Origin of the sequence: Gimesia chilikensis (assembly GCF_008329715.1) — a bacterium.
Lineage (GTDB): Bacteria > Planctomycetota > Planctomycetia > Planctomycetales > Planctomycetaceae > Gimesia > Gimesia chilikensis.
Genome location: NZ_VTSR01000005.1, coordinates 116,538 through 137,651, shown reverse-complemented (window position 1 = coordinate 137,651; position 21,114 = coordinate 116,538). Strand labels below are relative to the sequence as shown.

Here is a 21,114-nt window from a genome sequence, read left to right as displayed (position 1 = left end):
AAGAGCATATCCTTCATCACGCTTGCATGTGCAATTCGTATCAGGGTCTCGTTGGAAACAGGCATGGAATTCACAGTCGATCTACGGTGAAGGGGAAATGAAACAGCAGTTCGTCAGGAACAGCTGCGAATGTTGCTCTTGCCTGTCAGCCCAGGAACTTCACGGGAATAATCTCTGCCCAGAAACAATACACAACCAGACTGAGGGCACTCACCACAAACAGGTAGAAAGTTACTTTCTCCAGTTTATGAATAGATGACTCCGATACGCCGGCCAGCAACCTCCCCGCAACTCTGAAGATCCCATACAGTGCGAACGTGATTGCCAGAATCAGCCAGGCATCTTTTCGGAACAGGGCGGCGAAATAGATCACAGTGACGCCGATGACGAAGAAGACGCCATACATCACGCGTGCGAACGGTTTGTCAGAACTCGGATGAGGAATCATGACAGACTTTCAGGGAGTCGGGGCCTTAAATGCAGACAACAGCAACACCAATGCTGTCATCATAAAGCAGAGCGGGCCAAATACCAGATGAAAGTAGATCTTCTTTCTGATGATCGGATCGACCTGCGCACGCTGTTTCCAGAAATGCGCGAGACTTCCGTGAAATCCCCAGTTATAAATATCAAAGCCAAATGCCTTCACTGGTTGCCAGCAGTCAGCCTGTTTCAACAGTGCTAAAAGTCGGAACGCAGAAAGGTTTGCGATAACGATCATTACCACAAATGCGGTTTGTAGAACTTCCAGGGAGATCATGTGACAACTCGCCGGCAGGAGGCATGCATCATGTCATCAGCGTTGACGAAACATGAGACCAGGCCCGGTCTCATGTTACTCTGTTGTATTATATAAAGACAGCGTTGCCTCAACCAAGCACGGAATCTGAAAACCATGATGAGCAGCAAGTTTTGTGATTTAAAGTCTGACTAAGCGTCAACCGGCGTGCGTAATTGTGGATGAGTGGCCAGCAGCAGGGAGGCCGCCGATGCTGTCCAGACAGAGAACGAGAGCGGCCCCTCGGGGCCGGTGCCGAACGTCATGCACAACGCAAAGGTCAACAGTAACAGGCAACTGCCCAGGGCAACGGCGCGGAGCTGGATACCAGTAATCAGCCCGAACGCCAGGACGATTTCCAGAATCGTCGCCGTCCATCCGCTGAATACGACCAGGGGCTCTGGCAGGAACCAGAGCAGCAGGCTGGTATATCCGAGGAACGATTGAAACTCGCCCCAGGCGACTTCACCTGTGCCGGCAGCGCCCCACAGGCCAAAGCGGTCGGCGACGGCGGACAGGAATGAGGCCGCCAGTGCAAAACGGACAAAGTACAACGCAAAACGGGGTGTGGAAGTCGGAAGCTGTGGATCGTGGTTCACGAAATTACTTTCTGTCACAAATCTAAGGTCTGTTTTTTTCGGGTGATTCGGGAATCATCAATTGTCTCGCATCCGCAGGATGTACCATCGTGACGATAATCCGTGCCCGCTTCTCGGGATCCGGGTTTCGTCCGACCCGATGCAGGATCATCGCGGGTTCAAAAAACGTATCACCGGCATGGAACGTCTGCAGCGGCCCGTCGCCAACCTGGAATTCGAACGTCCCTTCCACCACATAACCAGAGACGGCACCGGGATGCCGGTGTGGCGGGCTGCCCGCACGAGGATCCAGGGTGACTTCCAGCATGGTCGCCTTCGTCGGTTTCCCCTCCTGGAGTACTTCCAGTTCATCGCTGCGTAAGACTTTGACGTGCACACTGGGTTCGGCTGCCATCGTCGCTGATGCTGTGCAGACAATTATCCAGCAGGCACAACAACTGTAAATGGTCGTTCGAAATAACTTTTGTAAACTCACGGTGGTTACCTCTTATCTCTTTAGCTATTTAACTTCAGTTGGATATGCATCTGGTTCAAACGCCAGCTAACTGGGCCCGTTTGGCCTGCATTAACTGGTCAATAAAACCATGGTCGCTATGGAATGCGATCCCCATCCGATTCAAAGTATTGATATTGCCGACCGCCACTGTCAGTTCGCTGATCCCGGCTTCGCCGCAGGCATCAACGGTCGCCTCGTAGAGCTCGTCACTGATGAACCGTGTGTCGGCGATTCTGGTCAGTGTTTCCGCCCAGCGGAATGCGGCTTTTTCCTGCTCGGTGAAGCAGGGGGCTTCTTCCCAGACCGCAGCCTGACAGATGCGTTCGGGCGTTTCTTCCAGCAGATTCAGTACCTGCGTGTGGTAATTCACACAGAAGGAACAGCCGTTGATCTGCGAAACCCGCAGGCGAATCAGTTCCAGCAAGCGAAGGTCCAGGGAAGAGTGCTCTACCAGAGCTTCAACGGCCATGAGGTGCTCGGCGGCTTTTCCGACATATTTAAAGTAATTAACGCGTTTTCCGGACATGTTTGTCGTCTCCTCTTCAGGAAAGTGCATTGAGTTGGCTGCTTGTGATGCACTGATTATACCGCTACCATAAAACCGTCAAAGAACCACTTTGGGTGATTTCAATAGAGCCACTTTCATGGGCCGTCGCGCTAAACAACACTTCGAATTTGAAGCAATCTCCATCGATCGATCTGCCAGCGAGAGCCAGTATCGCCAGCTGGAAAATCAGATCCGGGAAGCGATTTCAGGTGGCCTGTTAACGGCAGGCTCACGCGTCCCTTCCAGTCGCCGACTTGCCGAGATTCTGGCAGTCTCGCGAAATACCGTGCTGACCGCATATGAACAGTTGATTTCAGAAGGCTATCTGGAATCAGAAACTGGTTCGGGGACCCGCGTCGCTCAGTTCCTGCCCGAAACATTCGATTACGTGGAGCAGCCAGAGACTCCCCAGGCGACAGACGGCTTTGAAGAACTGCTGTCGACTTCAGGCAAACTACTGGCCCGCTATGCCAGCTGGATGCCCGATTTTGCGCCGCTCCCACAAGCGTTCCGTCCGCATCTGCCCGCAGTCAAAGAATTCCCCACCGCAGCCTGGAACCGACTGGCAAGCGAACAGGCCCGCTGGTCGATGCGTCACCTCGATCAATGCGATTCACAGGGGTACGAACCACTCAGGCAGGCGGTCGCCGAATACATGGGCGTTTCGCGGGGTGTTTCCTGCAGCAGTGAGCAGGTCATTATCACTTCGGGAGCCCAGCAGGGATTAAACTTGGTGACCCAGATTTTACTTGAACCCCAGGATGCGATCTGGGTGGAGGAACCGGGCAACGCCCCCGCGAACCAGTTGCTCGAACTGCTCGGCTTTCGCATTATCCCCGTCCCCGTGGACCAGTCAGGTATCGATCTCACACGGGTCCCTGAGCCGAAAACCTCTCCCAAACTGATCTATGTCACCCCCGGCGGACAATGGCCCCTGGCTATGACGATGAGTCCGGATCGACGGCAGCAACTACTGGCAGAAGCGGAACGACATCAGAGCTGGATTATCGAAGACGATTACAACGGCGAGTTTCGATACACAGGGCGCCCGTATCCGACTCTGAGCAGCCTGGACCAGCGCGGCCAGACAATCTATATGGGCTCATTCAGCAAGCTGCTCTTCCCCGCGATTCGGCTTGGCTTCCTGATCGTTCCCGAACAGATCGCCGGGGCCTTCGCGTACGCCCGCTGGCTGAACGATCGCTTCTCCTCTCCTTTAACGCAGATGGTGCTGCACCGGTTTATCGAGTCCGGCCAGTTTCTCAAACACATCAGGCAGATGCGCTCGTTGTATCAGGAGCGTCAGACCTGTCTCTATGAAATGCTCATGCAGGAACTGGGAGAGGTAATCGACGTCGATCTACCCGAATCGGGCATGCACCTGGTGGTGCAGGGTAAGACACCTCAACTGGACCAGGAACTCATGGCCGCCGCCGACCGGGCCGGGATGGAATATCACTCCGTCCGCATGTATGCGCGGGAACCGGAGCAGGTCCCAGGTATGGTCCTCGGCTTCGCCGCCTTCGATCAGAAGCAAATCAAAAAAGCCGTCCGCAACTGGGCCCAGGAATTCAACCAGCGCTGAGTGTTGATGATTCCCGGACGATATTCAGGTGCAGTTGAGGTTGCCTGGTCAGTTCTTACTTTCAGCCCCACTCATCCTCCATCGCGGACTGTAAATCTTCAACGGTCTGAATCGAAGTTAATTCGATCTCAGCAGGTGCGGCAGGATGTCCGAAGATCAACGGGAGATCGTATTGACTCTGAAACCAGAGGGCAAATTCGAGTATGGCATCTTCATCACCTTCAAGTGAAATCAGCGCAGTAAATACGCGAACTTCGGCGATCTGATCCATCCTGCTGCGGAATTCACACGTTCCTTGAAGGTCGGGAACCGTTGACACCAACTCCCACTGCACGATTGACTGACCGGCAGACAAAATTGATTCCACTCGATCAGGATCAAGGGGAGCCTCATCTGCCCGAGAAACAAAATAAGCCATTATGGTCTCGTTCTGATAGTAATGAGACGTAAAAAGTGCCAGGCTCCACACGGGAACCTGGCACCGATCATAAAATCAGTTACTGACTGCCGGCTACTCTTTTTCGAGCCGGAAGATTCCTTCGCCCCCTTTGACGGTTTCGACGCAGTAGTACAGATTACCGTCTGCGTCGGTGCCGAAGGCCATCACGGGAACCGTGCTCGTGGAGAGACGCAGGTTCTTGGTCACTTCTCCCGCTTGCTCATCATACTTGAGTGCCCAGATTTTGCCCGAGACGAAGTCGGCATAAACGTACATGCCGTCCAGTTCAGGCAGCTTCTTGCCGCGGTACACGGTACCACCTGTGACAGAGCGACCGATACCATGATCGTATTCCCAGATCGGGGCGATCGGCTTCTCCTGCGCGGTCTCGGGACGATTACCAAAGTTGTGTGTGCCTTCACGCACACTCCAACCATAGTTGCCACCTTTTTTAATGATGTCGATCTCTTCCCACAGTTCCTGTCCGACTTCACCTGCGTAAAGTGTTCCGGTCTTGGGATCGAAATTCAGCCGCCACACATTCCGCAGTCCGTAGGCATAAATTTCCGGGCGGGCTTTGGCACGATCGACGAACGGGTTGTCCGCGGGGATCGCATAGTTTTTGCCGTCCTCTTGGTGATCGACGTCGATTCGCAAAATAGAACCGAGCAGGGTTTCCAGGTTCTGACCGTTACCCAGCGGATCGTTCCCCGAACCGCCGTCACCCAGACCGATGTAGAGATAGCCATCGGGACCGAATTCAATCGAACCGCCATTATGGTTTCCGAACGGTTGATCGATTTCCATGATCACGGTTTCGCTCTTTGGATCCGCCTTGTTGGGATCACTGGCGGAAACCTGGAAGCGGGAGATCTTTGATTTTCGCGGCATTCCTTCAGCCGTGTAGTAGACGAAGAACTGTCCGTTCTTATCAAATTCGGGATGGAACGCCAGGCCGAGCAGACCTTCTTCGTTGTTCTTCTTCCAGGGGGCGACAGCCTCGCGGATGTCGAGGAACAGCTTCGCCTGTTTGGGGGACTTGGTATCGATCGTGTGGATCATGCCTCGCTGAGTGGCGACGAAGAGACGGTCGGTGCCATCACCGGCACTCTTGACGACGATGGGCCGTAGTGGCACAACCTTACCGGTCTCCTCATTGACGGCTTCCCAACCTTCCCATTTCAGACCGGGAAATGCGGGAACCCCTTTGATTGCCAGTTCGCCATCACTTGGGTCAGGCGCAGAACCATCGTCGGCCAGCTTCCGGATTTTAATGTTGCGGAAGGAGACGAGGTCGTTATGGTCCTGCAGACAGATGTGTCCTTTCTCTGCTTTGCCGAACTTCGGGAACTTGGAAAACTTGCTGGCAGCCACCCGTTTGTCCCAGTCGGCACTCCCTTTATTAAAGCGGAAGTAGCGAATGCCGTTCATCACGACTTCGGAACGATCGGGGCCGATTCGCAGGAACAGGTTGTTCCACTCACCGGCCGGACGTGTGGCATCGGCTGGCTTACTTTTTTCCTCTTCGGTACCTGTCCGGGGAGGAGCCGGTTTGTACAACTGATAGAGCCACCCCGCTTTCTGAGGGTCGTGTCCGTCAACGTTATCCTGGATCTGCACTTCGGGACCGGTCCGCCAGGGAGTTTTTTCTTCCTCGGTGACGTGGAACATCAGTCCGCTGTTTCCCTCTGGGGAGATCTTGTAATCCAGCGAGAGTTCGAAATATTTGAACTCATCTTCAGTGATGATGTCGCCGGCCCCTTTTTCAGCGCGGGTCAGTACGCCGTCCTTGACCTTCCAGCCATCACTGACGCTGTCTTTCTGATAATTTCTCCAGCCGTCGGTGGACTTGCCGTCAAACAGCAGCTTCCAGCCACTTTTCTTTTCCGCGGTGGAAAGTTTATTTGCGTCGTCAGAGTTTTCCGCCGCCGAGACTGTCGACAGTGACAGACAGGCAGACAACATGAGCGTCAGCTTGGTCTTTAAGTTTAGCATCACAGGTGCGCTTCCTTTATGAATCAGCAATTTTAATGGAGGGAATGAAGTTGCAGAACTTCAGGCGAGAATGTTTGAATTATCCCTGTTATCCAATATTTCACAGGCAGAATCAACAATAAACGCACGCCTGTTGCAGATTGGATGTGTATTTCAGCATCGCAACAACAAGCTTCACAGCAGATCAGTATCGCAGGACACCAATCATGTTATTAGTGCTTTTCGTGGTTGAAATCATATCTGATCTTACAAAGAGAGTCTGTCAGTCACGCCACGCAACAGGCAAACGATACAGAATTAATTTGGAATCCGATTGGGAAGACGGTGCCTGTTCCAGTCGGTCCAGCAGTTCCACCTCGACCAGGCATCTGAGCGTGCGGTAGACCGTGGACAGGGAAACCCGCCGCGGTGTAGCGACCTTGATCGATTCCGCGACATCAACGTCGGTAAAGCTTTCCCGCTGGCGGTACTGCTCATGGATGTGACGGACAATCAGCAGCCGTTCCCTGGTTGCCTTGAACAGGTTGTGTTCGCGAATCCGGATAGCGAATTCTTCGAGGTAACTTCGATTGCGGCGGATCATGTTTCCACAGGCCTCGGATACGATTGGGCTGTCTCAAGTATGTCCTGATATCAGACGGCTCTCAATCGTATCGTGATCTGACGCGTGGTTCCAGCAGCAGCGACAATCGAATTCACGGTTATCTCGACTGGGGACGCTGTTGAGATGGCATGCCTTTGTGGGGTACCTTCATACTGAAAGTTCAAGAAACACGGCTGTCAGCAGAGTCATTTTAAAGTTCATGACTGTTCCCCCATGTTGATTTCAGAAACGCAAACAGGCCGGGACTCTATAAAAAAGCCCCGGCCTGTTCGATGTTATTATTTTACGCCCCGCTTTAGTAGGTCGTTGCATTCTCTTTGGAAGCATAGTAGATGCAGAGCAGGCTGTTGCGAATGCCCGATTCCCCTTCCAGAGGTTCGCGGCCGTGCCAGCTCTTTTTACGAACGGAATTGATCACGGAAAATGCGAAGGCGCTGTTTGGTTCGAACGGATACTGATTCACCTTTTCGAATCCGCGAAATCCCTTAGGACGGTTGAGCAGAAACTTGGGTGACAGGTTGCGTTTGTAGATCATGGTGCCCAGGTCCAGCTGCGAGCGATCGCGGGGCAGGGCAATCTGAAACGTGACCAGCTTTTTACGGGTGTCAGGGTGCGGCGTAATGAAGTAGCCCGGCTTTTCCCGCATCAGGCTCAGACGGGGAAACGCTTCTACCTGGTTGACATCTTTGGGATCGATACCAAACCGGTAACCGATGCCTGCACTCAGACGATTAAAGACCGCCTTTTTCAGTTCGGGAGCATTCAACGCATTCCGGATGCCGGTCCAGAGTGTGTGACGGCTGTCGGTCAGGTTCGCGTCGATGTTCTCCGCGGACAGCTGAAATTCAAAACGATTCGATTCCCCGTTTTCCATGATGTGCCGCTTACCCATGGTGGTGTAAACGGAATCTTCCGGCAGCAGATCAATCAGATCGGCATAGACGTCCTGCGGGAATATATCGCGAACGCTGATGTGGGGATAAGGATCTTCACACGGATCGACGGCACTCAAACGGTTGATCATATGCGATAACACGTGCTGGGTAATCTGTGAACTGGCGGACGGGGATGCAAGCTCCATCGGTGACTCTACTTTCTGACGCTGATCCAGAAGGACCAGTATAATTGTGGGTTTAACACGATCAGATCCGGGAGTAGAGAGCAGCCCGGTGAATGCAGACCAGAGATCGATTAAAAATCGCCTCCAGAGAAGGTGAATCCATTCACTGTGTCGTTACAGAATCAACTGGAACGAGCGCTCGCCATCGGGGACTGACTTGAATCAGGGCCGCGATATTAAGTCATTTGCCCAAAATCACAAATAGCAATTCCCCACAAAATGAGACAAACAGGTCGAGAGGATTCGGACTATGAGATGCAGATTGCAATAGAGCCTTGAAACAGGCCTCAAAATGAAATATCAACTCGCTTTGATGGGACGCGCGGGGCCATTCACTGAAAGATTCAGTCGTCAGACTGGGGTGGCTCTGTTGTCAGCTTCTTATAGAGAAAGATTCGTTCCTGTCCGCTGGGGAAGTCTGCCAGCGTCCCAAACGGAGCATAGCCCAGTTGCGTGTAAAACGCGGGGGCTTGAAAAGTGAAGGTATCGACCCAGGCAGCGTGGCACTTTCTGTCGCGGGCGATCCGTTCCGCTTTGAGCACCAGCTGGCGTCCCAGCCCCTGTCCCCGCAAATCCGCTTCGACTGCCAGCGTCTGAATGTAGAGCCATTCCCAGAGCGTGAACCCAACCAGCCCCGCGACCAGCTTTCCTTCCCGCTCAATTTTGAGTTTCAGCGGTTCCGGCGCGTAGGGAAATCCCGTCGTCTCAGCATTCGCAGACAGGATCCGGCTGACCTCGGCTTCAATCGACTCGGCATGGGCTTCTCTGATTTGGGCATCCACTGTGAGACCTTCTTGTTCAGGACTCAAACAAAATATCGTTCATTTCCCGAGCATGGTATCAGATCAATGCACATTACAGTATCGAGAATTCTCGCTGGATTCGGAGACCCCTTATTGTCCCTGACGGAAATGATCAGAGTCATCCAACCCTGGTTCAACTCGCGTTACGGCGGTCGAGATGTTTTTTCAGCAACCGGGAATTGCGGCGGTTCGATTTAAAGAACACATCAAAAATATCTCCAGCGATTGGAATCGAACCCAGCAGAAAGTCCAGACCCGTGTTACCGACCATCCGGGCCAGCACCCAGTTGGAAGCGCCGAGTTGCTTTGCCTGGTAGATCAGATAACCCGATAAAGCCGTGGAGATCATGTCCCCCAGCCCTGGCACAATGCCGATGATCGAGTCCCAGCCGACGCGGATACTGGTTCCCGGGATGGTAAACGAATCGTCGAGCAGGCTGGTCAGCTTTTCAAACCGGGCAAAACGATCGACGCGTTCCGCGCGATACGCACCCTGATCTGCGGAGGGAGGAAAAAGATATTCGGCCAGGGAACGGTTCTGTTTTATTTTCTGAATCATGGGACTCGCCTTTCAGTTCGGTAAGTCGTGTAATGATGGAGTAAGAGACGGAGTTAACTTTTATAGGACAGATTCTTGGTTTCATTTCGGTGATAGATTTTCTCAGCAGTCACCAGTACGGCTCCGGGGGCCGGCTTCAGGCCGTCACCAAATTCGATGGACCAGCTTTGAGTGAATTCGGCACCCAGTAAAATGATCAGGGACGAGTAATAGACCCAGATCAGAATCCCGATCATGGATGTCGCTGCACTGCCCCAGCTGGACCCCGCCTCAGAGAATTGCAGATACCAGGCAATGCCACTTTTACCAATCGTGAATAGTATGGCTGTCACTGCCGCTCCCATGAATACATCTCGCCACCTGATATTCGCGTCGGGCAGGACTTTAAAAGTCGCAGCAAACAACAGTGTCGCCAGACCCAGCGTCAGCAGAGTATTCACAATCATGACTGCAGACAGAATTCCCACATCCAGATATCCGTAGTCCAGCCAGCGCGTAAATTCATCGACAAAGGTGGTCAGCACCAGTGAGATCAACAACAGCAGACCGACAACGATCAGAAACGCCAGTGAGATCAATCGTTTTTTGATAAAAGCCATGATGCCACCCTGTTCCGGATCCGGTTCGACATTCCAGGCTTTATTCAATGCGGACTGCAACTGGGCCAGCACACCACTGGCTGAAAAAATTAGAACCACTGCTCCCAGAAGTCGGGACCAGAGGGGCCGCTCCGGTGTCTGACCTGACTGCACACGTTCCGCAACACTGGTCAGGTCGAATCCTGCAGAAGTATCTGCGTCATCCTCCGCTTCTACACTCTGTTCGACAGGGAGCCCCAACTGGGAATTGATCACTGAGGAGACCTGTTCCGCAGACCAGAATTGCGTGGTCAAAGCGAAGACGATCGCCAGCAGAGGCGGCAGCGAAAAAATGGTGTAGTACGCAATCGCAGCGCCGCTGGACATGCATTCGTCATCAAGGAAGTCAGAACCGGTCCGTTTCAGAACATTACGTAATTTTTGATAATCCATGGGTCATCGCTCCTGTATGAGATACGGAGGTACGTCTATTATCAGTCGCAATTCATATGCCAGAGTTTTTAAGGTGGTGTTTTAGTGAAAATGGCACTGAACATGGGTGTCTCAGCCTGCGGTCTGGTCTGTGGGCTGCCAGTCTTGTGAGAATGAGCAAATCTCTGACAGAGCCTGTTTCCGTGGTAAAACAGGCACGGAGACTCACAATTCTGGTATGATGGCTATTGCAGACATTTTCCGCCTCTGAATTTCAGAGAGAACGGAAAGCGCTATATAGGATCACAAACGGAGCGCCCGAGTGACACGACGCATCGATCGCACAACGCAGAAGATGGGTGACAAGTACCACGTCTGGTATACGGAGCGACTCTGGAAACGGGCGGCACAGTTGCCAGTGATTACGATCGAGATCGAATCACTCAAACACCTCGATGGCGTCTGCTGGTTCGATGACGATTTCCCGCCCACTCTCCGTAACGTGGTCGAACATTTCATAAGAATGGAACACGTCGATTCTGACTACCCGATCATTCTGGATCCAGACGGCCAGCTCTTCGACGGCGCCCATCGCGTGGCGAAAGCACTCAGCCAGGGAGAAAATACAATCCAGGCAGTGAAACTTCTGGAACTGCCACCCCCCGATGAAATCGTGGACTCGATCTATTAATGCCAGCGGCAGCAAACCTCGACCTGTCTTTTGTCTGCTCAACGTTTCATCTGCGTAATACGAGCGTTATCATAAAACGCAGGCAAGCGTTTCGATTTGTTTCCTGTCTCAGTTGAATGACCCCCGATCAGAGGAACTTACATGGTCCGTCTGCTGCAACGTGTCTACTGTTTCAGTATCGTCCTGCTCTTCACTTTTGGTAGTTGGACTCCAAACCTCACAGCAGCTGAGCGTCCGTGGAATGTGGTTTTCTTTCTCGTCGACGATCTCGGCTGGACCGATCTGGCCTGTTACGGTAGTGACTACTATCAGACGCCGAATATCGATCGTCTCGCTTCAGAAGGGATGAAGTTCACACAGAACTATGCGGCCTGCAATGCCTGCTCACCGACCCGCGGTGCCCTGATGACGGGCATGTATCCCGCCCGCACTCACCTGACCGATTGGATTCCCGGCTGGGCGAAGCAGTACCGCGACTTTCCACTCAAACCACCCGAGTGGCAGCAGCACCTCGCACAGAAATACACCACGCTTCCTGAAGCGCTACACGGGACCGGGTACAAAACTCTGCATGTCGGCAAATGGCATCTCGGCGGGCCAGGCAACCTGCCCGAAGATCATGGCTTTGATGTTAACATCAGCGGTACGAACCGGGGACTGCCCCGCAGCTATCACTTTCCCTACGGCGGTGATGCATTGAAGTGGGACAGTCGACTGACCGAGGAACAGCGCGCGGGACGCTATCTCACCGATCGGCTCACCGACGAGGCAGTGACACTCATCCGTGAGCAGCAGGATAATCCCTTCTTCCTCTACTTTGCCTTCTATTCGGTACATGCGCCGATACAGGGGCGACCCGACCTGGTGCAGAAATTCAAACAGCAGCCTCGTGGCAAGTATCATCATAACCCCGAGTATGCAGCCATGGTCCACTCCGTCGATGCAGCCGTCGGTCGTGTCCGCGCTCAACTGGAACAGAGCGGCATCGCAGATCGTACGTTGATCGTCTTCACTTCTGACAATGGCGGCGTCTGTCGCAAGACCAGCAGCAACCTTCCCCTGCGAGGTGAAAAAGGCCAGCACTGGGAAGGGGGAACCCGTGTGCCTGCGATCGTCCTCTGGCCTGGTGTCACTCGTCCCGGCACTGTCTGCCAGACCCCCACGATCACGATGGACTTCTATCCCACCATTCTTGAAATCACCGGCGTTCAGGGAAACGCCGCCCACAATCAAAACGTGGATGGCATCTCGCTGGTTCCCGTTCTCAAAGATCCGCAGGCTGCACTCAACCGCGATGCTCTCTACTGGCACTACCCGCATTACAACGTCTTTATCGGGGTCCCTTACAGTGCCGTCCGTGTCGGCGATCATAAGCTGATCCATTACTACGAAGACGATCGCAACGAACTTTACAACCTGGCTGATGATCAGGGCGAAGCGCGGGATCTGTCAGCCGAACAGCCAGAGTTGACCGCTCGCCTCAACCAGCGGCTGCAGACTCACCTCAAACAGGTGGGAGCCCAGATGCCTGTTCCGAATCCGACTTTCAAAGTGAACCGTCAGTAAATCGCGGTTAGCCCGTACATCGGGAAAATCCCTATTGGAAAGCAGTGGTTCTGCTGCTTGACCACTCGATATGTGTAACTGATAATAATCGGATGTTTTAGTGTGATTTATCGTTACCCGCCAGGCTCTGAAGTCGCCATGGAATGCGGTTTGCCTATGCTGCGGTGCACTTTTCATGAGGCCATTCTGACACCTGAGGATTAACTGCCATGCGTTTCCAGCGATTCGTATTTGCGTTGTTGTTTCTCCTGTTTATTCCTACTCTTGCTCTGGCGCAGGCGCCTCGGAATGTCTTTGAATGGACACCCGAAAAAGTACTCCAGTATGCCTGGTTGTCGGAACGCGATGACTTGGCTGCGAATGTCTATGTGCATTCGCCTGAGCGTGGTTATGTTCAGACTGGTCGGGGAAATTACTGCCTGCCCAATATCGATTTCGTCATTCCCGTTGAGACAACTGAACTCCGCATCGAACGTCTCTATGCCAGCGATTCCCGATTTCGCGGTCGCTTTGGCCTGGGATGGCACAGCAGTCTTGATGCCGCGTTGAGCGTGGGAAAAAATAAGATCACCACGGTCAGTGTCGGTGGTGTTCCTTACCGGTTTCAGACCGATCCAGCGAACCCCGATATTTTCAAACCGCTGCAGTCTTCCACAGCCAACCTGACGAAAGTCGCTGATGGGTCATCTCTTTTCAGCACTGCAGTAGGTACATGGAATTTTAACGCCAGCGGACAGCTCAGCAGCTGGCAGAAACTGGGGACGACCTTCTCTTTCCAATACCAGGGGCAACTGCTGACCCAGATTCTTTCTGGCAATAAGCCGATATTCGAGGTCAAAAGTAATTCGCAAGGGATGGTTGAGCAATTGACCGACAATACCGGTCGCACCTCACAGTACCAATATGATTCTGCGGGACATCTCCAACAGGTGAATCACTTCGATCGCACCTCCGAGAGCTATCGCTTTAATACGGCCGGCCAGCTCTCCGAAGTGCGATTCCGCAACGGCAGTCGGCTCGCTCTGGCCTGGGACTCTCAGGGGCATCTGCTGGAACTGAAGGGGCCTGGCCTGAAACGCTCCTCGTTTGCGTTTCGTCAGTCAAAGACCAGCCGTGAAATGGTAGTGACTCTTCCGGGAGAAGTAACGCCCCCGCAAATCACGGAGCCCGCGCAACCGGAGCCTGTTCCAGCGATCCCTGAGCCTTCGCGCTCACTGCCCGAACCGAGCCCTGTGCCGGAACCTGTCGCACAGCCGCAGCTGGAAGAGACGAAAGAAGAAACGATTTTTTACAACGCCAATGATCAAGGCGTTCTACCGCAGCCCACCCGGTCAACACAGTTCACACTGAAAACGCCGATCCGACTTACCTACATGATGAATTATCATTGGACTCAGAATAATCAAGGAACGCCTGGTACCATTGCGCTGAAACACGAAAATGGCACCACGTATGGCCCCTGGCAGACTCGCGCCGCCCGTAACGGAGGACAAGTCAATAATGCGATCTGGGAGTGTATGCCCGATGTTTTGCTGATTAAGGGGACCTATACGGTACTCGACAGTCAGCCGGAAACCTGGGCACAAAATCAGGAAACCGGCGGGAGAGGGATTACCGAAATCCGCGGTATTAAACTCAAGGCAACGCGACTGGTACCAGCGACCGACCCAAACGGAATATTTTATCAGCATGGTGAAAATGACTATCGCTTCCGGTTACCTCCCGGCTGGCATGTGGAAGAAAACAGACGGAATACAGTCGCTGATGAGACCTTCGATACGGTAGTCAACCGGGATCGTTCGTTAGTTCTCATCTGCTGGAAAGGACACGAAGCGGTTACAGACGCCCAGGCGGCACTCAAGCAGTTCGTCAAAGAGAAGGAACAGGAAGTTAAACAGAATCCGCAGATCGCACCCACTGTAGGGGCGCGTTTCTATCAACTCGTCAGTGTCCCTGCAGCACGCGTTGGCTATTACCTGCCCGGACGAAAAAGTGCCATCTTCCGCATCTCATTTGTCACAAACAACAGGCGACATGTAATTAACGTCATCAAAACGGGATCGGCCCGTCTGGATGAACCTTCTCCCGAGCTGGCAACACTGTTTAACTCATTCGAGTTTGATCACAAGCAACAGGTCAAGCCAGCACCTCCAGTGTCACCACAGCCATCTCCTCCCGCAGTGGACCCGGTACCACAGCCAGATCTGACTCCCCCGCCGGTTTCACCAGCCCCACCCACTCAACCAACGGCCCTGGCCGCAGCTACGCTCACCTGGAAATTTAATGACCAGAATCAATCAGTGGAGATCACCGACTTCGAACACAATGTTTCTAAGAAGTATTACGATCCTGCTGGTCGTCTTGTTCGACATGTCCGTCCTGATCAGTCACAGATGACATTCGCTTACGACCCACAGGGCCGGCTCATCATCAAAACCCGTTTTGATCAGACCCGGGAACAATACTCCTATGACGGGCAGAGCGATCGCCTGGCATCTGTTTCTGATCAACTGGGGAAAGTTGATATTCGCTATAATGCCCAAGGCCTGATCCAGGAATTCATTGACGCCCATGGCGTCAGTTCTCGATATGACTATGATGCCCGGAATAATCTCACCGGCATCCAGAGTTCTGATGGAGAATCGGTGGCCTTTGCGTATGACAACCAGGGGGACCTGCAGCAAATGACCTTCGATGGAACAGAGACGCTGCAGTTAATGACCTCCGACAAGGGGCTTAAGAAAACACTTCGTGAACCGAATGGTGCTACGGAATCTCTGGAGTTCACTACGCGGGGGCAGTTGCGTCGTCAGACAGACGCCTTGGGGCAGACCACTTCCTTTCAGTATGGTCCAGGGGGACAGATGACATCCCATATCAATGCCCTGGGACAGACCACGCGTTATGCCCATGATAGTGCTGGTAACCTTCGTGTTGTCAGCTATCCGGGTGAACGAGGCAAGCTGCTGTTCAGCTATAACCGGGCAGGGCAGCCTGAATCCATGACTCTGCCGGGAGGTCAGAAATACCAGTTCGAGTTCAATCCTGTTGGTCGGATGACGAAAGCCACCGATCCGCTGGGACGGAGTTTCGGCTATGAATTTAACCAGCTGCAGCAGCTCTCGAAAATGACTTTCCCCGATGGCACCTCTCGTAACCTGGTCTATGATGCCGCCGGTCGGCTGGTCTCGGATCAACGGAGCAGCGACCCCGCTGTCAAGTATCGCTATGACGAACGTGATCGTCTGGTCGAGATGACCTCCGGTTCAGGGTCCCTGCGTTATGAATACGATGCTGATGACCGACTGGTGCGGGTTGTCGATCTCTGGTCAGGACAATTGACGGCCCTCCGCTACGATCAGCGCGGTCGACTGATTGAACTCAATGATTCCTTCCACGGGCAAACCAGCTATCAGTACGACGCTTCCGGCCGTTTGATTGCAGTACAGAATTCCGAGGGGCAGCAGGCTGAATTTGCTTATAAAGATACGGAGCTGCCCACCGAACTTCGCCAGATCGGCGGGGAAACGGTTCGCTTTGAATATGATCTCGCCGGGCAGTTAAAGCGGGATGATTCCACGGTTACTGGAATCAGACGCTATGACTATGATGCTTTGAATCGACCGAAAGAAATCATCTCTCCCACTCGAGGCGCCAGGCGCTATGAATACGATATCGCCGGGAATCTATCACTGGTACAGACAGGCCAGAGCGAATATCGCTATGAATACGATACGGCAGACAACCTTAAGGTTATTAATTCCCCGGGAGGAGGACAGACCCGCTTTGAATACGACGATGTCGGTCGCGTCTTAAGCCGAACCAATGCCCTGGGGCAGCGTCGCCAGTATCGCTGGAACACCGCCGATCAACTGGAAGAACTGACACGCGAAGACGGAAAACGGCTTTCATACAAATATGATAAGACCAGGCAGCCGGTGGAGATCAAAGAGGGAGAAACCGTGATTCGCTCCCACGAATACAATTCGCAGGGGTTGCCTGTCACCAGTGCTGTCAAAGATGAGGCATATCGCTTTCTATATGATCGTGGGGGCAAACTGCTCGAAGTACGAAATGATACGCAACACACTGCGGTGGGCTACACCTACGGAAACGGCGAGCGTGTTTCCTCGGTTCTGTTACCGGAAGGGAAATCGATCAATTATCGCTACGATCAGCAGGCCCGGCTGACCGGCGTGACTGGTCCTTCAGGGGCAGAGGTAGGCATTGAATATGACGAGTTCGGCAGACGCCAGACTTTGATCACCGGTCAGTCAGCCCGCATCGCATACACCTATCATCCCAATGGGCTGTTACAACGAATTGAATGCAGACAGAATAGCGGCAAGGTGATTTACCAGGCCACGTATGATTATGACTCCGCCGGCCGCATCATTCGGGCGGTCCTGCAGGGTAACACCTTTTCTTATGCCTATGATAACCAGGGACGACTGAGTGAAACCGTCTATCCTGATGGCCGACGTGAATCATATGAGTATGATCTGGCTGGTAATCTGAAAAAACGGGACAATCAGGAACGCAAATTTAACGCTCTCAATCAATTGCTGAGTACGGGTGAAACTTCTCTGCAGTACAGCACTACAGGCAACCTCATCAGTCGCGCCAACCAGCAGGGCACAACCCGCTATGATTATGATGCGCTCGATTTGCTGCAACGCGTCGATCTGCAGGGCAGCAAATCCATCGAGTATGCTTACGATCCCGATGGTCTGCTCGCCTCGCGCAATGATGGCGGCAAGTCGACTCAGTTTTTGCAGGATCGGAAAAACATCGTTGGCGAACTGATTGACGGCAAACTGGATCGCGTCTATCTCAACGGAGAGAACCTGGATCAACGATTCGGCCAGGTGATTGGCAAGGAACAATACTATTTCATCACCGCTCCCGATCACTCCGTACTGGCAGTGATCAACCAGAAAGGGGAACTCGTCAACAGCTATAACTATTCGCCTTGTGGTGAAGTCAACGTTATCGAGGAGCAGGTTCCCAATCGTTTCTATGCCAAGGGACGCTACCTGGATCGGGAGACAGGCCTCTACCACTACCGCAGCCGCTGGTATGATGCCGCTTTGTCTCTCTTTATTTCTGCGGATACAGAGTCAGGTACACTCGAAGATCCAATCACTCAAAATGCCTATCTCTACCTGAACGGTGAGCCTGTCAACCAATTTGACCCGGAAGGCACGACAGGTATTCCGGCCCCAGGTTCGGCTGGAGCCATCTGGTTGGAAAATTTACCATCTCAACCCTTTAATCCGACACCTCCACCCATGGTCATGCCCAGGATGCCGGTCAATCAGTGGATACCCCCCGGGATGAGACATCCATTTGAGCAGATGGAAGCGGCGCGTCAGGCTGCCTGGGCGGCGCCCGTCGAATCGGGAGGGACGGCTGCGATGAACGCTGAGCAGCAGGCAGCATTCCAGTCTCTGAAATCGTCGGGCCTCCCCAGCCGGATGACCAGATTCGGCAAGTTGCGAATCCTCGGCAGTAAGGCGGCTCCCTGGTTGGGACGCGGACTGATTATCTATGGAGTCTACAACAGCGCAAAAAACATCTATAACGCTAAAGATAGAGTCGATCAGACCAAAAGAGAAGTCAGTGTCTGGGGAGCAGTCTGGCTCGGTGCTAAGCTGGGTGGTGCCTGGGGGGCCACTGCCGGGGGGATCGGTGCAGTGCCCGGTTCCATCATTGGTGCCATCACTGGTTATCTCGGTTCCAAACTGGTGACCGACCCTGAGATTCTGTTTGATGATGATCCCCCCCTGACAGGCGTGAATCTGATTTATTCCATTCCCATTCAGAGTAAAGAAGGTGAGAAGCCTAAAACGGTCTTGATGGAATTCATGTTGACCGGTGAAGAGCAGAAGATGGCAGCCAAAGTCACCCTGCACCTGCCTCTGAATGCGGAAGAGAGAGCCGATTTCAAGAAACACTTTGGTCTCGACAGTAAGCTCACATTCTTTGCTGAAAAAGGAGAAGATGGATCGTATGTGATCGCCGACGAACGATTGAAAGAAATTGTCAGTAAGTTCTACAAAGCAGTCACTTCAATGGCAGTCGCCATGGGTATGGGGTTTGCCGAAGGATTTAAGGGTTTCGGTGGTATTGCTCCTGGAGGAGGTGGAAGGCCATCGAAAGAAGAGACTCAAAAGAAAATTGAGGAGACCATCGCCGGGATACGCGTGACGGTTCATGAAGCCGAGATCTGGATCAAACCAGGCCAAAAGGGAGTTACCGGAGATATCAGGCTGGATGTCGAAGTGGAAATCCCCGGGCAGAAGGGGTCGCGTAAGTCGGTTGATGGATCATTCGCTGGAAAAATTGCGATTCCTAAATAGACACCTGACAGGCATTTCCAACTGAAGTCGCGGGATCAAACAATCTCGCGACTTTTTTTAAGTCCTTACCAGAAAAATGGTTATTCTGTCGGGATGATTCCGTTTCCCGATTTTTCAAAAAATACAGTAACATACTCCCTGTTTTACCGCTCTGTCATTCAGATGGAAGGACAGCGGGCCTGTGTTTGTCCCCCAAAACAAATTGCTGTCACATTACTGCAAAGGAGTATGAGCGACCATGTGTAATAACTGTAACCTGAATATTGATGCTGAGCGGACAGACGAGTTCGGGCAGAAGCTGCTGCAGATCGTCAATCACAGCGGACTCTCTTTCATGATTTCTATCGGGCACCGCGCTCGACTGTTCGATATCATGAGCGAAATGGAACACGCTACCAGCAGTCAGATCGCCGAACAGTCAGGGCTGAATGAACGCTATGTGCGAGAATGGCTGGGGGCTATGGTGACCGGCGGTATTGTGGAGTACGACTCGGTGCTGAAGACGTACTTCCTGCCAGCAGAACACGCGGCCCTCTTGACGCGGGCGGCCGGCTCCAACAATTTCGCGACGACGATGCAGTGGTTCTCGGTACTGGGGAGCGTCGAAGATCAAATCGTCGACTGCTTCCGCGAAGGGGGCGGGGTACCCTATTCCGAATTCGCCCGCTTCCATGAAGTGATGGCGGAGGAGAGTTATAACTCGGTGGTCTGCGGACTCTTCGAGCATATTCTGCCCCTCGTCCCCGGACTGGAAGAGAAACTGCGGACGGGCATCGAGGTACTGGATATCGGTTGTGGCAGCGGGATGGCACTGATCGAAATGGCAGCCGCATTTCCGAACAGTCGCTTTTCTGGCTATGACATCTCAGAAGAATCAATCGGCCGGGCGCAAGCCTCTGCGGCGGAACGCGGCTTGACGAACATCACCTTTCGCGTGCAGGACGTGGCCCGCATGAACCAGCCGGAAGCCTTTGATCTGATTACCGCTTTCGATGTAATTCACGATCAGGCCCAGCCCGCAGTAGTACTCAGTCATGTCAATGCTTCGCTGAAACCGGGCGGCACCTTCCTGATGCAGGACATCGCCGCATCGAGCAATGTGGAACAGAACATCAGCAATCCACTGGGACCCATGTTCTATACCATCTCCACCATGCACTGCATGACCGTTTCGCTTGCCCAGGGCGGGGCAGGGCTCGGAACCTGCTGGGGGAAAGAGCTCGCCTGTGAGATGCTGCAGACCGCCGGCTTTGAGAAAGTGGATGTACAGGAATTGCCCCATGACATCATGAATTATTTCTATACGACCACCAAGGCAGCCTGAGCCTTTTGAGGCAGTGATGTGTCCTCTCCGACAGCAGAAATAATGACGTTTCTGCTGTCGTTTTTTTATAGCTCTTCCCTGAATCCGTTGATTTAACTGAGCTTAAAGTCATCCACCCAATAAAGTGGATAAATATGTGCGGTTTAGTTTGGATCTGTAACGGTTATGACTATAATTCCGGCAGGGGAAGTCGCTTGAGTACATTCTCATGGAAATTCTCAAGAAACACGCAAGAATGTGCTATTTCAAGGCTTTCCCTGTGGTGAATTTGGTGTAAAAATGCCGATTATAAGGAATAATTCTATTTCATTGGGTTTGCCGTTTGATGGAGCGATGGTGAACAGTCAATGAGGAATATATGGAAGTCTGAAGCCGAACTTCAGTCCCTGACGGGGATTGAATCGATTTCGCTTGCCAGACGGAATGATTCATCAAATTGTGAAATCAAGTGTGAAATACTCCTGCGTCTTTCCCTCCTCATCAGGGTCATGCTCAACCGGGCCCGTGTCATGTCTGAGAGACCACTTCGCGTTTTCCCTGGTTTCATTTATTCAGTGATGGACAGTCTGGTTTTTGCGTTATCAGAAACAGGGCCAGACCAGAGGAACGGACATCCCTGAGACGGGCTACTGTCGA

17 protein-coding genes are annotated in these 21,114 nt (G+C 52.9%); 5 read left to right on the top strand and 12 right to left on the bottom strand.

Features of this window, described 5'->3' with window-relative positions; all coding sequences use genetic code 11:
• Positions 1-145 precede the first annotated feature (145 nt).
• The 5 genes from FYZ48_RS04770 to FYZ48_RS04750 all read right to left on the bottom strand — a co-directional run bounded on the left by FYZ48_RS04770 (position 146) and on the right by FYZ48_RS04750 (position 2,399).
• The gene (locus FYZ48_RS04770; protein ID WP_149338053.1) at positions 146-448 is read right to left on the bottom strand and encodes a hypothetical protein; all 303 of its coding nucleotides are present in this window, start codon (positions 446-448) and stop codon (positions 146-148) included.
• Positions 449-457: 9 nt separating this feature from the next.
• On the bottom strand, positions 458-760 hold the full coding sequence (locus FYZ48_RS04765) for a hypothetical protein (protein ID WP_149338051.1): 303 nt from the start codon (positions 758-760) through the stop codon (positions 458-460).
• Between the two features lie 170 nt (positions 761-930).
• Complete coding sequence (locus FYZ48_RS04760) at positions 931-1,377, bottom strand: DoxX family protein (protein ID WP_149338049.1); 447 nt, start codon at positions 1,375-1,377, stop codon at positions 931-933.
• Positions 1,378-1,399: 22 nt separating this feature from the next.
• Positions 1,400-1,771, bottom strand: coding sequence for a cupin domain-containing protein (locus tag FYZ48_RS04755; protein ID WP_149338047.1), 372 nt, complete (start codon positions 1,769-1,771; stop codon positions 1,400-1,402).
• 136 nt (positions 1,772-1,907) lie between these two features.
• Positions 1,908-2,399 (bottom strand): carboxymuconolactone decarboxylase family protein, encoded by a 492-nt coding sequence (locus FYZ48_RS04750; RefSeq protein WP_145044498.1) that lies wholly within the window; start codon positions 2,397-2,399, stop codon positions 1,908-1,910.
• A gap of 118 nt (positions 2,400-2,517) precedes the next feature.
• Here FYZ48_RS04750 and pdxR point away from each other — a divergent pair, with 118 nt between their 5' ends.
• Positions 2,518-4,005: a MocR-like pyridoxine biosynthesis transcription factor PdxR gene (pdxR, locus tag FYZ48_RS04745; protein WP_149338044.1), complete on the top strand. Its 1,488-nt coding sequence runs from the start codon at positions 2,518-2,520 to the stop codon at positions 4,003-4,005.
• Between the two features lie 61 nt (positions 4,006-4,066).
• On the opposite strand, the gene FYZ48_RS04740 is transcribed toward pdxR, so the two are convergent.
• From FYZ48_RS04740 to FYZ48_RS04710, 7 genes are all read right to left on the bottom strand, one after another.
• A complete protein-coding gene (locus tag FYZ48_RS04740; RefSeq protein ID WP_149338042.1) occupies positions 4,067-4,276 on the bottom strand; it encodes a hypothetical protein in 210 nt (69 codons plus the stop codon).
• A gap of 240 nt (positions 4,277-4,516) precedes the next feature.
• Positions 4,517-6,439, bottom strand: a complete 1,923-nt coding sequence (locus tag FYZ48_RS04735; protein WP_149338040.1) for a PQQ-dependent sugar dehydrogenase — start codon at positions 6,437-6,439, stop codon at positions 4,517-4,519.
• 262 nt (positions 6,440-6,701) lie between these two features.
• Entirely contained in the window at positions 6,702-7,022 is a 321-nt protein-coding gene (locus tag FYZ48_RS04730; RefSeq protein WP_149338038.1) for a transcriptional repressor, read from the bottom strand.
• A gap of 316 nt (positions 7,023-7,338) precedes the next feature.
• On the bottom strand, positions 7,339-8,124 hold the full coding sequence (locus tag FYZ48_RS04725; RefSeq protein ID WP_145044484.1) for a hypothetical protein: 786 nt from the start codon (positions 8,122-8,124) through the stop codon (positions 7,339-7,341).
• Positions 8,125-8,507: 383 nt separating this feature from the next.
• Positions 8,508-8,945, bottom strand: a complete 438-nt coding sequence (locus FYZ48_RS04720; RefSeq protein WP_187781870.1) for a GNAT family N-acetyltransferase — start codon at positions 8,943-8,945, stop codon at positions 8,508-8,510.
• 154 nt (positions 8,946-9,099) lie between these two features.
• Positions 9,100-9,525 carry a DUF4112 domain-containing protein gene (locus FYZ48_RS04715; RefSeq protein ID WP_149338034.1) on the bottom strand — a complete coding sequence of 142 codons (426 nt, stop codon included), beginning with the start codon at positions 9,523-9,525 and terminating at the stop codon, positions 9,100-9,102.
• A gap of 53 nt (positions 9,526-9,578) precedes the next feature.
• A complete protein-coding gene (locus FYZ48_RS04710; protein ID WP_149338031.1) occupies positions 9,579-10,556 on the bottom strand; it encodes a YihY/virulence factor BrkB family protein in 978 nt (325 codons plus the stop codon).
• Positions 10,557-10,857: 301 nt separating this feature from the next.
• On the opposite strand from FYZ48_RS04710, the gene FYZ48_RS04705 reads away from it, so the two are divergent.
• The 4 genes from FYZ48_RS04705 to FYZ48_RS04690 all read left to right on the top strand — a co-directional run bounded on the left by FYZ48_RS04705 (position 10,858) and on the right by FYZ48_RS04690 (position 20,478).
• Entirely contained in the window at positions 10,858-11,226 is a 369-nt protein-coding gene (locus FYZ48_RS04705) for a chromosome partitioning protein ParB (RefSeq protein WP_149338029.1), read from the top strand.
• Positions 11,227-11,367: 141 nt separating this feature from the next.
• Positions 11,368-12,792, top strand: a complete 1,425-nt coding sequence (locus tag FYZ48_RS04700) for a sulfatase (RefSeq protein ID WP_149338027.1) — start codon at positions 11,368-11,370, stop codon at positions 12,790-12,792.
• A 209-nt stretch (positions 12,793-13,001) separates the two neighbouring features.
• Positions 13,002-19,154 carry an RHS repeat-associated core domain-containing protein gene (locus FYZ48_RS04695; protein WP_149338025.1) on the top strand — a complete coding sequence of 2,051 codons (6,153 nt, stop codon included), beginning with the start codon at positions 13,002-13,004 and terminating at the stop codon, positions 19,152-19,154.
• 238 nt (positions 19,155-19,392) lie between these two features.
• Positions 19,393-20,478 carry a class I SAM-dependent methyltransferase gene (locus FYZ48_RS04690; protein ID WP_149338022.1) on the top strand — a complete coding sequence of 362 codons (1,086 nt, stop codon included), beginning with the start codon at positions 19,393-19,395 and terminating at the stop codon, positions 20,476-20,478.
• Positions 20,479-21,114: the final 636 nt, after the last annotated feature.